12 protein-coding genes are annotated in these 13,060 nt (G+C 61.2%); 10 read left to right on the top strand and 2 right to left on the bottom strand.

What is annotated here, in order from left to right:
* The first annotated feature begins 69 nt into the window (after positions 1–69).
* The 3 genes from hrcA to ACFFFR_RS01425 are packed head-to-tail and all read left to right on the top strand — an operon-like array spanning position 70 to position 3,084.
* Positions 70–1,119 (top strand): heat-inducible transcriptional repressor HrcA, encoded by a 1,050-nt coding sequence (hrcA, locus tag ACFFFR_RS01435; RefSeq protein WP_377457579.1) that lies wholly within the window; start codon positions 70–72, stop codon positions 1,117–1,119.
* A gap of 24 nt (positions 1,120–1,143) precedes the next feature.
* The gene (dnaJ, locus tag ACFFFR_RS01430) at positions 1,144–2,274 is read left to right on the top strand and encodes a molecular chaperone DnaJ (RefSeq protein WP_377457577.1); all 1,131 of its coding nucleotides are present in this window, start codon (positions 1,144–1,146) and stop codon (positions 2,272–2,274) included.
* A gap of 30 nt (positions 2,275–2,304) precedes the next feature.
* Complete coding sequence (locus ACFFFR_RS01425) at positions 2,305–3,084, top strand: 16S rRNA (uracil(1498)-N(3))-methyltransferase (RefSeq protein WP_377457575.1); 780 nt, start codon at positions 2,305–2,307, stop codon at positions 3,082–3,084.
* A gap of 3 nt (positions 3,085–3,087) precedes the next feature.
* Here the strand turns inward: ACFFFR_RS01425 and ACFFFR_RS01420 are convergent, their stop codons facing one another.
* Positions 3,088–4,179: a GerMN domain-containing protein gene (locus tag ACFFFR_RS01420; RefSeq protein WP_377457574.1), complete on the bottom strand. Its 1,092-nt coding sequence runs from the start codon at positions 4,177–4,179 to the stop codon at positions 3,088–3,090.
* A 214-nt stretch (positions 4,180–4,393) separates the two neighbouring features.
* Here ACFFFR_RS01420 and ACFFFR_RS01415 point away from each other — a divergent pair, with 214 nt between their 5' ends.
* From ACFFFR_RS01415 to ACFFFR_RS01385, 7 genes are all read left to right on the top strand, one after another.
* Complete coding sequence (locus ACFFFR_RS01415) at positions 4,394–5,398, top strand: PhoH family protein (protein WP_377457572.1); 1,005 nt, start codon at positions 4,394–4,396, stop codon at positions 5,396–5,398.
* A complete protein-coding gene (gene ybeY, locus ACFFFR_RS01410; protein WP_377457570.1) occupies positions 5,395–5,895 on the top strand; it encodes an rRNA maturation RNase YbeY in 501 nt (166 codons plus the stop codon). The genes ACFFFR_RS01415 and ybeY overlap by 4 nt, the downstream gene beginning before the upstream one ends.
* 24 nt (positions 5,896–5,919) lie before the next feature.
* A complete protein-coding gene (locus ACFFFR_RS01405; RefSeq protein WP_377457568.1) occupies positions 5,920–7,242 on the top strand; it encodes a hemolysin family protein in 1,323 nt (440 codons plus the stop codon).
* Positions 7,232–8,194 carry a GTPase Era gene (gene era, locus ACFFFR_RS01400; protein ID WP_377457566.1) on the top strand — a complete coding sequence of 321 codons (963 nt, stop codon included), beginning with the start codon at positions 7,232–7,234 and terminating at the stop codon, positions 8,192–8,194. Before ACFFFR_RS01405 ends, era begins: the two co-directional genes overlap by 11 nt.
* A 267-nt stretch (positions 8,195–8,461) precedes the next feature.
* Positions 8,462–10,201, top strand: coding sequence for a 2-isopropylmalate synthase (gene leuA / locus ACFFFR_RS01395; RefSeq protein ID WP_377457564.1), 1,740 nt, complete (start codon positions 8,462–8,464; stop codon positions 10,199–10,201).
* 32 nt (positions 10,202–10,233) lie between these two features.
* The gene (gene recO / locus ACFFFR_RS01390; protein ID WP_377457562.1) at positions 10,234–11,013 is read left to right on the top strand and encodes a DNA repair protein RecO; all 780 of its coding nucleotides are present in this window, start codon (positions 10,234–10,236) and stop codon (positions 11,011–11,013) included.
* Between the two features lie 6 nt (positions 11,014–11,019).
* Positions 11,020–11,802, top strand: a complete 783-nt coding sequence (locus ACFFFR_RS01385; RefSeq protein WP_377457560.1) for an isoprenyl transferase — start codon at positions 11,020–11,022, stop codon at positions 11,800–11,802.
* On the opposite strand, the gene ACFFFR_RS01380 is transcribed toward ACFFFR_RS01385, so the two are convergent.
* On the bottom strand, positions 11,781–12,794 hold the full coding sequence (locus ACFFFR_RS01380) for an alpha/beta hydrolase (RefSeq protein ID WP_377457558.1): 1,014 nt from the start codon (positions 12,792–12,794) through the stop codon (positions 11,781–11,783). The two genes, ACFFFR_RS01385 and ACFFFR_RS01380, sit on opposite strands and share 22 nt — an antisense overlap.
* Positions 12,795–13,060 lie beyond the last annotated feature (266 nt).

The following is a 13,060-nucleotide window of genomic DNA, read 5'->3' as shown; positions in this document are numbered from 1 at the left end:
GCACTAGCCACTAGGGAGTGCTAACACCTAGATGGTTCCATGCGTGAGGTAACAAAGGGAGGTTTCACCATGTCTGACCCGGATCGACCTGCAGCACGGGGAGCCGAACCCCGAAAACTTCAAGTCTTGCGCGCCATCGTGGAAGACTACGTGCACTCACGAGAGCCTGTCGGATCCAAGGCCTTAGTGGAGCGGCACAACCTCGGTGTCTCTTCGGCCACGGTCCGCAATGACATGGCGTCGCTGGAGGAAGAGGGCCTGATTGTTGCCCCGCACACCAGCGCCGGCCGCATCCCCACCGACAAGGGTTACCGGCTCTTCGTTGACCAGATCGCGGAGTTGAAGCCGCTTTCGGCAGCAGAACGCAATGCGATTCACACCCTGTTGGAGTCCTCCGGGGACTTAGACGAGATGCTCAGTCGGACCGTGCGGTTGCTGTCTCAACTGACCAATCAGGTCGCGGTGCTGCAGATCCCGAGCACCGACGCGGCGACCTTGCGTCACCTCGAATTTGTCGCTCTCGCCGCCACCAAGCACCTGGTCGTGGTGATTGATTCGGCGGGCAAAGTAGAGCAGCGGGTCATCACCACCGCTGACGCCGTCAGCGACGAAGACTTACAAGTCATCAAGGCGATCTTGCTGGATCACTTGGCCGGACAGCCCATGGCTCTGCTACCGTCGGCGGAGATCCCTTTTGAGCTGCTGTTGCCGGCGCACCAACTGAACACGGCTAGCATCCTTTTGGAAACGGTCGCTGCAGTGGCCGACGCCCGCGCAACCGAGCGCATTGTGATGGCTGGGACAGCCAATCTAGCCCGCTCGAACTCGGACTTCCCGTACAGCATCGGCCCCATCTTGCAGGCCCTTGAGGAACAAGTTGTGCTGTTGCGGTTGTTATCAGAGATGGAACAGGATGCCTCCGGCCTGTCCGTGAAGATCGGACGGGAAAACCCGTACGGTTCGTTGGCGGAAACGTCACTGGTGGTGGCCAACTACGGCACCGCCGACACGCACGCGAAATTGGGCGTGATGGGACCGACCCGGATGGATTATCCCGGCACGATGGCGGCCGTACGCGCCATCGCGAAATACTTGTCCAAAATTTTGGCTCAACGATAGAACGTTGGAAGGAACCCAAACTCAGTGAGTACTCACTACCAGACCCTCGGTGTGTCTGCCGACGCCTCTGCTGAAGAGATCAAGAAGGCTTACCGCAAGAAGGCGCGCAAGCTGCACCCGGACGTGAACCCTGGTCCGGAAGCTGCCGAGGAGTTCAAGAAGGTCACCCACGCCTACGAGGTGCTCTCCGATACCGAGCGTCGCCGGAACTATGATGCGACCGGTGACGAGAACGGCCGCCCGCAGGCTGGTTTTGGTGGCGCCGGCGGGTTCGGGTTCTCCGACCTGTTCGAAACGTTCTTCAATGCCGCCGGCGGCGGACACCAAGGACCGATGTCCCGGACCCAGCCCGGCCAGGACGGCATGATTCGGGTGCGGATCGACCTGCAGGATGCGGTCTTCGGTGGGGAAGTGAGCACCGAAGTCGAAACCGCGGTCACGTGCCCGACCTGTGGTGGCAAGGGCTGCGCCGAAGGCACCCATCCGGTCACCTGCCATATCTGCCACGGCCAGGGTATGACCCAGCGTCAAGTCCAATCCTTCCTCGGCCCGGTGGTTTCCACCGAGCGCTGCTACCAGTGCCAAGGTTTCGGCACCATCATCGAACACCCCTGCCACGAATGCTCCGGCCAGGGCCGCATCCGCGACCGCCGCAAACTCACCATCAAGATTCCTGCCGGCGTGGCCACCGGCAACCGGATCCACTTGCCCGGCGAGGGCGAGGTCGGTCCAGGTGGCGGGCCGCAGGGCGACCTGTACGTGGAAATCTCCGTGCGCAGCCACCCGGTCTTCACCCGCGACGGGGACGACCTGCTCGCACACGTGACCGTGCCGATGACTGCCGCCGCGCTGGGTGCGTCCATCCCGTTTGAGACCTTCGACGGGGAACGCACCCTTGATGTGGAACCGGGTACCCAACCGGGGACCGTGCTGACCCTGCCGGAGTTGGGCGTGACACGCCTGCGGGGTGCCGGCCGCGGTTCGATTCGCGTCACCATCGACGTGCAAACCCCAACCAAACTGGATGAGGAGCAGCGCGAACTGTTGCGCAAGCTCGCCGAACTGCGCGGGGAAGAAGCCGCCGAAGGCAAAGTGAACACGCGCGGCGGGTTCTTCTCCAAACTCCGTGACCGTTGGGAAGAAGCCACCCACTAATTCTCGGCGCAGAACCGGTAGAGTAAAACCATGACGTTGCCGTTGTTCTACCAAGGCTCTGAGAACACTTTCCCCACCGACTCACAGACGTTTTCCATCACCGGCCAGCCAGCCCATCACGCTCACAATGTGGTGCGGCTGGGTGCCGGAGACCAGATCCGCTACGCCGACGGCGAAGGGTCTTGGGTCGACGCCACCATCACCGAGGTCACCGGCCAAGGCCGGGATGTGTCCTTGCAACTGCAGGTCGATGACCGTGGCACCGAAGCGACACCGACCCCGGTGCTGCACATGATCCAAGCGCTGGCCAAACAAGATCGGGACCTGCAGGCCGTGGAAACCGCCACCGAATACGGTGTCGATCAGATCTCCCCGCTGCAATCAGAACGCTGCATCGTGCGCTGGAAAGGCAACCGTGCCGCCAAGTCACACCAGAAATGGGAGAACTTGGTTGCTAAGGCCGGACAGCAGGCCCGCCGGTCTCGGATACCGGTTTTGGGTCCGCTCTTAGAGGGCACCGATGTGACCGAACTGTGCCGGGAACCGGACACGCTGGTCATCGTGCTCGATGAGACCGGCCACGCTGATCTGCGCGCAGCACTCCAAGAACTGGGCGGACTGGATTCTTTGGCCAACTACCGGCAGATCGCCATCGTGATCGGGCCCGAAGGCGGGTTCAGCGACGCCGAACGCAACGCCTGGTTTCAGGCCGGTGCCGTCGGTGTCCGATTGGGTGAAATCATCATGCGGGCCTCCTCGGCTGGACCCGCATTGCTGGCGGTGTTGAACCACCTGCTGAAACGGTGGTAGCGGCTAGTCGACGCTGAAGTCCTTGCTATCCACGCTGGAGGACTCGGGATCTTGCACCTGCAACCGGTATTCGCCAGGGTCCAGCTCTAGCTCAAGCGTGTACACCTGCGAGTAGGGCGAGTCCTCACTGGAAAGCTCGACCGTGTCCGCACTGTCTCGGACCCAGCTATCGGCTCGTTCGCCCTTGCGGTACAGTACCCAGTTCAAGTCTTCGGCCTCGGAGGTGGCCAGGCCCTTGATGGTGATGGTGCGTCCGACCTTGGAGCCTTCCTGCGGATCGATGATCCACACGGCCGCCAAGGTTGAGCTATCGCGGTGGTATTCGTCCTCTAGGTTCAGGGCGGAAAAGACTTCCTGATTAGGCTGTCCCTCAACCAAGATCCGCACCGAATACGGGATGCTCCCGTCACCGAGCGAGGCTTGAGCTGCAGACGCCGTGGCCGTGTACACGATCTGCTGGATCAGCGTGTGCGCGAGTTCTTGGGAGTAGCGACGTTGGAATGCTTCGGCCGGGAAGTCCAAGGTGATGACGTTTTGCAGCGATAGGGACACCCCGACGGTGTCGATGTTGCTCAGGTGGTGGGCGTAGTCCGGAGCAAGGGGGCGCTCATTGAACATGGCCAGCACCGCGGTTGCGATCGGATCCCCGTGATCTGGTACGGTCCGGAATTCGCGGAACAACTTCAGCCCTTCGGCGGTGTCGCCAGCCCAGTAGACAGGTACCGTTCTCTCCCGGATGGCCCCGTTATCTTGCTGGGTGGGACGCACCAGCCCGTCCTCGGTTTTGGGCTGTAGCTGGCGGTTTTCTAGGTTGGCGTCACGGCCGGCTGCGGCGTCATCCGCATCGGATTCTGGCTCGGTGGCCTGATCGGTGTCGGCACCTACACTGGCCGAAAACTTGGCGTCGCTGCCAGATTCGACAGGGATCCCATACTCTTCGTCAGCTGCATCCCGACCCACAATTTCCGGGGCTGGGGTAGCGGTTCGATCAGCGGGTACACATCCTGCCAACGTACCGGCAATGATCGTCCCGGCGACCAGCAGTGCGGGCCCGGAACGATAAACCGACCGTGTGAGACGCGGTGCTGCGCTCATGGTCCAAGAACTCTCTTTCAATACATGTTTCTCGATGGTGCGAGAAGTCTGTCCCATCTTATCTGCCTGTGGCGATGAGGCAAGTGCTTACCGGCGCGATAAACTGTTGATGAGCAGTTGGAATTAGCTACACATATTTCAGGAGTCAGGTATCCCTGCACAGGATCCCCACGGGGAGAACACCACAACTATTAGCTTTGCCTCGGACGAACACATGGTGGCAACCTTGGGCGCAGCCGATCGACTGCTGCGCGTACTCGAAGGCGTGTACCCGGGAGCGATCTTAACCGCGGCCGGACACGAGGTCACCGTCCGGGCCGCTGAACCGGAACGGACAGCTGTGGTCGATGCCATCGAACAGTTCAAGTCCATGGCCCGGGCGCAAGTGCCGATCACCGATGAGGTCATCGAACGCACCTTGGCCCTGCAACGCAGCGGGGAACCTGAGCCTGCGGCGGTCTTCAGCACCAACATTCTGGCCTCCCGGGGACGGAAGATCCGCCCGAAGACGGCGAACCAGAAAAAATACGTGGATGCGATCGACGAGCACGACGTGACGTTTGGGATCGGTCCCGCCGGTACCGGTAAGACCTACCTTGCCATGGCCAAAGCGGTCCAAGCGCTGCAGAGCAAAGAGGTCAACCGCATCGTGTTGACCCGCCCGGCCGTCGAGGCGGGGGAGCGGCTGGGGTATTTGCCTGGCTCTCTCAGCGAGAAGATTGACCCGTATTTGCGGCCGCTCTACGATGCGCTGCACGACATGTTGGACCCGGATCAGATTCCCCGTCTGATGGCCTCCGGTGTGATTGAGGTGGCCCCGCTGGCGTACATGCGTGGCCGAACCCTCAACGACGCCTTCGTCATTTTGGATGAAGCGCAGAACACCACGGCCGAGCAGATGAAGATGTTCCTGACCCGACTGGGTTTCGGTTCCAAGATGGTCATCACCGGTGATATCTCCCAGGTCGATCTGCCACGCGGCGCCTCATCCGGTCTGCGGCAAGTCATGCGCATCTTAGATGGGGTAGAGGGCATCAACTTCTCCTATCTGACCAGCGAGGACGTGGTCCGCCACGCACTGGTGGCCCGCATCGTGGATGCCTACGACAAGTTTTCTCAACCGGCACGCTCCGGCGGCAATCGTGCTGAACGCCGTGCCGGTGTGCGCGCGCAACACCGCCGAAGCGGCCACCCCGGAGCCGGAAACGAGCAGTCATGACGGATTCGCCCACCCCCAGCCTCGAGCTGGAGAACACCACCGACATCGCCGATGACCAGTTGCCGCTGGAGCAGTTGCGGAAGATGTTCGCCCACCACTACGCCGCCCTGCATCTGGGTCCGGCCGTGGAACTGTCGGTGACGTTTGTGGATGAACCCACCATCGAGGAGCTGCACGTACGCTGGTTGGACTTGCCCGGGCCCACCGACGTGATGAGCTTTCCCATGGATGAGTTACGCGCCGGAACTGCCGAAGAACCGGTGGAGGACGGCATACTCGGGGACATCGTGATCTGCCCCTCCGTTGCTGCCGCCCAAGCAGAAGGGCACAGCACCGACGATGAGATCCTGCTGCTGGCAACGCACGGTTTGCTTCACCTGCTCGGCCACGATCACTACGAGCCCGCTGAACGCTCGGAAATGTTCCAACTGCAGGAGCAGCTACTATCAAGCTTCCTGGGCCGGCCCGCTCCCACCTCCGCAACGGCCGGACAGTAATCGCTGAAGGGTAGTCACTAAAGAATGAGTATTGGACTGACCATCACCCTGGTGGTCTTCTCCTTGATTTTGGCCGGTGTGTTGGCCGCGGCGGAAGCTGCATTCCTCTACCTGCCGCGCAAAGAAGCCGAAGACCTCGTCAGCAAGAAGCCCAAAGGCGCGCTGTCGAAGGTCTTTGACAACCCCCGGGACCATACCGATGCGCTCCGGTTCTGGCGGATCTGGTTCGAATTCCTGTCCGCCGTGCTGGTCACCGCCCTGTTTCTGCGCGTCATCGAAACCATCTGGATCGCGCTTCTGAGCGCGACCGTCATGATGGCCGTGGTCTCCTTCGTTTTCGTCGGCATCTCCCCACGCCAGCTCGGACGCCGCTACGACCATCAGCTGGTCTCCGCCACCGCCTCACTGGTACATATCCTGCGGCTGGTGCTGGGCCCCATCCCGCAGTGGCTGGCCGGCCTGGGCCGCAAGCTCACCCCGTCGGCGCCCACGGAAGACACCGTGTTCTTCGCCGAAGAGCACTTCATGGAATTCGTCACCCGCGCCAGTGAAGCCGAGGTCATCGAAGATTCCGAGGTCGAACTCATCCAGTCCGTCGTCGACCTCTCGGACACCCGGGTTCGTGCCGTGATGGTGCCGCGCACCGACATGATCACGATCGATCATGATGCAACGTTGCAACAAGCCATGAGCCTGTTCTTGCGCTCGGGCAACTCCCGCATCCCGGTCATTGGTGAAGACACCGACGACATCCGCGGGGTGCTCTACCTCAAAGACGTTGCCGGTGAGCTCTTCGGCACCGAGACGGTGCAGGGGGAGATGACCGTCACCGAGCTGCAGCGGGCCATCCATTTCATCCCCGAGTCCAAGCTCGTCTCCGAACTCTTGGAGTACATGCAGGCAGCCGGCATCCACATGGCGATCGTCGTTGATGAGTACGGTGGTACCGCCGGTCTGGTGACCTTGGAAGACCTGATCGAAGAAATTGTGGGTGAAATCGTCGACGAGTACGACGAAGAAACCCCGGAGATCGAAGAGCTCGCCCCCGATGAGCAGGGCCATCCGAAATACCGGTTAGCCACCGCGATGGCGGTGGATGACTTCGCCGATCTGGTTAATCTACGTCTGGAGCAACTGGATTACGAGGATGTGGACACCCTCGGCGGTCTCTTCTCCCAAGAACTAGGCAAAGTTCCGCTGGTCGGTTCCGAAGTCGACATCGATCACGTCCACTTGGTGGCCGAGAGACGAGAAGGCCGCCGCAACCGCATCAGCCACGTCATCGCCACGGTTTACCCGCTGGCCACCGCAGAGACCACACCGCAGGAGTCCGAACATGAACACTGAAGCATTCACCTTCCGCACCGACTATCCGGAAGACTTCCGCTCGGGCTTTTTGTCCTTTGTCGGTCGCCCCAACGTCGGCAAGTCCACCCTGACCAACGCGCTGGTTGGACAAAAGGTCGCGATCACCTCAAACAAACCGCAGACGACCCGGCACACCATCCGCGGCATCATGCACCTGGAGAAAGCCCAGATCGTCCTGGTGGATACACCTGGTTTGCACCGGCCGCGCACCTTGCTGGGGCAACGTCTCAACGATCTGGTCGCCGAGACACTGGCCGACGTTGATGTCATCGCCTTCTGCATCCCGGCCAATGAGAAGATCGGGCCCGGTGACCGGTTCATTGCCGAACATCTGGCCAACCTGACCCAGGCTCCGGTCATCGCGGTGGTGACCAAGATAGACACCGTGAAAAAGCCGGTCGTCGCCGAGCAGCTGATGGCGGTGCACGCCCTCGGTGAAGAGATCCTTGGCGAGCGAGGTGGGTTCGCGGACATCGTGCCCGTCTCGGCGGTCACCGACGAACAGCTCAACGCCCTGACCGACGTGATTATCGAACGTTTGCCGGTCTCCCCGCCGCTATATCCGGAAGGGGAGATCAGCGACGAGTCCAAGACCAAGATGATCGCCGAGATCATCCGCGAAGCCGCCTTGGAGGGCGTCCGCGAGGAGCTGCCGCACTCATTGGCCGTGGTTGTCGATGAGATAGTGCCACGTGAGGACCGGCCGGAAGATAAGCCGTTGCTGGATGTGCGCGTTCACCTGTTCGTGGAACGCTCCTCCCAGAAGGGCATCATCATCGGTAAGGGCGGTTCCCGGCTCAAAGAGATCGGCTCGGTCGCCCGCCCGCAGATCCGAGAAATCCTCGGCAGCCCCATCTACTTGGACTTGCACGTAAAAATTGCCAAGGATTGGCAGCGTGACCCGAAACAATTGGACCGACTCGGGTTCTAGAGTTGGGCTGGAGCAGGCCAAGGCGTTACAGTGGGAGCATGCACATGCACCGACTTCTTCTTCTTAGCCGCCGTGACGGGGATCTGTCACGGCCGCGGCTAGGTGCATAAAACTTCCGCGGTCAGGCCCTCCTCGTTACGGAGTTACTCTTCTTCGGCCTTCCACACGTGCAGCCCACGACTTTCTCACTGGCCCTGTTCCAGTACTGCACTAAAAAATCTTGACCCATTTTTGACGCCGCAACGCAAAAGGTAGTTACCACTGATCATGAAGAATTATCAGAAATCCTCGGGCATGCCCATCCACAAGTACGTGCCGTTCGACCAGCAGATCACCGTTGAACTGCCGGACCGGACGTGGCCGGACAAGAAGATCACCAAGGCCCCCCGCTGGTGCGCGGTCGATTTGCGTGACGGCAACCAGGCTCTCATCGATCCGATGAACTCCGCCCGCAAACACCGCCTGTTTGACCTGCTGGTGAAGATGGGGTTCAAGGAGATCGAGGTTGGTTTCCCTTCCGCCTCAGAAACCGACTTCAACTTCGTGCGTGAACTCATCGAACAGGACCGTATCCCTGAGGACGTCACCATCCAGGTGCTGACCCAGTCCCGCGAACACCTCATCGAGCGCACCTACGAGGCGCTGGAAGGTTGCCACCGGGCGATCGTGCACCTGTACAACTCCACCTCTGTGCTGCAGCGCCGGGTCGTGTTCCGCCAAGACATGGATGGCATCGTCGACATCGCACTGAACGGTGCCCGCCTGTGCCGCAAGTACGAAGAGCAGCTGACCGGCACCGACATCATCTACCAGTACTCCCCGGAATCCTTCACCGGCACCGAACTGGATTTTGCCGCCCGCATCTCCAATGAAGTCGCCCACGTCCTAGAGGCCTCCACCGACCGGCAGATGATTCTGAACCTGCCGGCGACCGTGGAGATGGCCACCCCGAACGTCTACGCCGACTCCATCGAGTGGATGCACCGCAACCTGGAGAACCGCGAAGGCATCATCCTCTCCCTGCACCCGCACAACGACCGGGGCACCGGTGTGGCCGCAGCCGAACTGGGCTACATGGCCGGCGCGGATCGGATCGAAGGCTGCCTGTTCGGCAACGGTGAGCGCACAGGTAACGTCGACTTGGTGACCTTGGGCATGAACCTGTTCTCCCAGGGTGTTGACCCACAGATTGACTTCTCCAACATGGAAGAAATCCGCCAGACCGCCGAATACTGCACCCAGTTGCCGGTGCACGAACGCTCCCCGTGGGCGGGCGATCTGGTCTTCACCGCCTTCTCCGGCTCCCACCAGGACGCCATCAAGAAGGGCTTCGAGGCCATGGAAGTCCAGGCTGAGAAGGAAGGCAAGCACATCGATGACATGGTCTGGGAAGTGCCATACCTGCCGATCGACCCGGAGGACATTGGCCGCACCTACGAGGCCGTCATCCGCGTGAACTCCCAGTCCGGTAAGGGTGGGGTTGCGTACCTGCTGAAGACCGAACACGGGGTTGACTTGCCCCGCCGGGCCCAAGTCGAGTTCTCCCAAATCGTGCAAAAACGTGCCGACGCCGAGGGTGGGGAAATGTCCTCGGCCGAAATCTGGGACATGTTCGTCAACGAATACCTGCCTGCCGACTTGGAAGCCGGCGAACAGCGGTGGGGCACCTACCGGCTGAACGCGGTGACCGCCAGCACGGATGCCGAAGGCTCCTTTGAGTTGAACATCGACTGGGACGTCAACGGCAAGACCGAGACCCGTGTCGCCTCCGGCACCGGCCCGATCTCCGCACTCGTCTCTCTGCTGCAGGCAGACGGGGTCGACATTCGCGTGTTGGACTACACCGAGCATGCCATGAGTGAAGGTGACAACGCGCAGGCCGCAGCATTCGTCGAATGCGCCGTCGGCGATCGGCTGCTCTGGGGCATCGGAATTGACGCCAACACCAACGTCGCGGCGCTGCGTGCAGTCATGTCCGCAGCCAACCGAGCTCTGCGGGACCGCTAACAAGACGGAACCGTAGAGCAGGACAACAGCAGATGGGCCGGGCCACCTTTGCCGCCCGCAGCTACCGGGCTACAGCCTTGGTGTTGCGGACCCAACCGCTGGGCGAAGCAGACCGCATCATCACATTGCTTTCTGCCGAACACGGCATCATCCGAGCCGTCGCCAAAGGGATCCGGAAGACCTCCTCCCGTTTCGGCGCCAGCTGTGAACCATTCACCCTCGTGGACGTGCAACTCGTCCACGGGCGGAGTCTGGACATCCTGACCCAAGCGCAGACCAGAGCCCCCTACGGACAATACTTAGCAGCAGACTACAGCCGCTACACGGCCGCGTGTGCCATGGCGGAAACCGCCGAACGGCTCACCGCAGTAGAAACCGGGTACTACAGCGCCCAATACCGGCTGTTTTACGGCGCGGTCGCCACCTTGGCCAAAGCCGAACACGATCCCCAGCTGATCCTGGACTCGTACCTGCTGCGCGCTCTGGCAGCCGCCGGGTGGGCGCCGTCGTTTACCGATTGTGTTCGCTGCGGTGCGCCCGGCCCACATTCCTCCCTGAACGTCCCCCTTGGTGGGGTCTGCTGTTCCTCCTGCCGACCACCCGGGTCCCAAACGCCCGGAGCGGAGGCCATCGAACTGCTGGCCGCGTTACTGGCGGGGGACTGGTCGGTGGCGGACCAGGCTGCGGACCATGCCAAAGCCGATGCCGGACGGTTCGTGAACTCGTTTGTGCACTACCATTTAGAACGACAGGTCAAAGCCCTTGCCCACGTGCACCGCACCGCGCGAAACGCCAGCCCCCAGGAGTCATAAACATCCATGAGCCCCACAGATCAGGTTCCGGCCACCCCCGTGCCCGCATCAGCCGGGTACCAACCCGGCACGGTCCCAGAACACTTGGCGATCGTCATGGACGGCAACGGACGCTGGGCCAACCAACGGGGCTTGCCGCGCACCGACGGACATCGTGCCGGGGAAGCTGCCCTGTTGCGCGCCTTGGCGGGCGCGATCAACGCCGGAGTCAAATACGTCTCGGTTTACGCGTTCTCAACCGAGAACTGGAAACGCTCCATCGACGAAGTCCGTTTTCTGATGGGCTACTCACGAAATGTGCTGCGCCGACGCAGGGACCTGTTGCATTCTTGGAATGTGCGGATCCGTTGGAACGGGTTGGAAAAACGGCTGTGGTCCTCGGTGATCAAAGAGCTCAAAGAGGCAGAAGAACTGACCAAGAACAACACCGGCACGCAGTTGATCATGTGCGTGAACTACGGTGGACGGGCAGAACTATTGGGCGCGGTCCAACAGCTGGCCTCCGAAGCAGCCGCCGGGAAAATTAAGGCTAACCGGATTACCGAGAACATGATTGGGCAACGGTTGGCCCTGCCGGATGTGCCAGACGTCGATCTTTTTGTCCGCACCTCGGGGGAGCAGCGGATCTCAAACTTTTTGCTCTGGCAGTCGGCCTACGCAGAAATGCTCTTCCTCGAAGAACTCTGGCCGGATGTAACCGAAGAGAGTATCTTGTCCGCGATCGATGTTTACACTGGCCGGGACAGGCGCTTCGGAGGGGCCATCGATCAGGTCGGCTCAGCTAAGTAGCCGACTCGCCACCGCTCCAACGCAGCATACGCTTCAGCCCGCACCTCGGCACGCGAAGCAAATACGTCATGCATGGCCGCCCGCTGCCGATACAGGCTGACTTCGGGGCCGAGCCGGAACACCCGGGCAGCAACTTGCTCCACGTCCAGGACGATGTCGACCTGCTGCATCCGGGAACGCCAGGCCGACCAAAACTGACTTTTGGCAGCTAAGCTCACCCAGATCGGTGCCGGGATCTGTAACCCTTGCGCGACGGTTGCGTGGCCAGACAGGATTGCTTTGACCCAGGCCGGGTATACGGGGAAGCCGCCGCGGGGCCGCCAGGTGGGGTGCAGTGACCACTCACCACTGTCTGTGTCAGCCATTGAGCGGTAGTAGTGCTCAGGTTTGGGCAGATGAAGTTCGCGTCGAGGTGTTAGCACACTCCACGGGTCAATCATGGCCGCGGTGAACTGGCGCATCAAAGCCGAGCCCTGGAATTCCAGCCACGGTGAATTCAGCACCATGGCTCGGACTCGGCGCGGGTTCCGATGCGCCCACAGGGCCAGCGTGAGCCCACCGGTGGAGTGCCCGGACAAGATGAGCTGAAACGGGACCTGATGGCTGCCATGTTCTGAGCGGATCAGCCGGTATGCCTGCCAGATTTCTTCATCGTATTGGACTAAGTCATTGACCAGCCCGGGGGACTGCCAAGACCGCAGACTGCGCCCATACTTACGCAAATCCAGTGCGTAGAACGGATGGCCCCGATCGGTCCAGAACTCGGCGAAACCACGGTTGAAAAAATAGTCACTCCACCCGTGGACGAACAGTACCGGGATTTTGGTCAAGGTTTTGTCTTCGGGTGCGTGTTTGACCAAGGTGGCCACCACCTCGCCCTCCTCGTCGCGGGCCAGTGGCAGCGTGCGGGCGAAAAAGTCTGATCCCAGAACGTCGGTGACCCATTGCCCGGGCGGGGTGGAAGAGGCGTAGCTATCCGGGTAGGTGATCAAAGACGGGCCTCCCACCGTGGTCGGAGCGTGATCCGGCAGGACGCACCGTAATCAACCCAAAAACGCGATTGCTCGGCGACATGCTCCTTGAAGATTTTGCTGGCCCGGCCCTTCCCCTGCAGAACCGATGTGCTTGGTTCACATTGCAGGCTTCTCCTTTTGGTAGCGGGTCTCCAATCTCTCGCCGTTGTCGAAACTGATTTCGGCTGGGTGATAGGAACCATACCCACCAGTATTGCTGATAAGTTGCTCCCGTTGCCTCCCGC

The organism is Micrococcoides hystricis (assembly GCF_042434215.1).
Lineage (GTDB): Bacteria > Actinomycetota > Actinomycetes > Actinomycetales > Micrococcaceae > Micrococcoides > Micrococcoides hystricis.
Note: the sequence above shows the minus strand (reverse complement) of the source record. Positions and strands in the feature narration are given on the sequence as shown.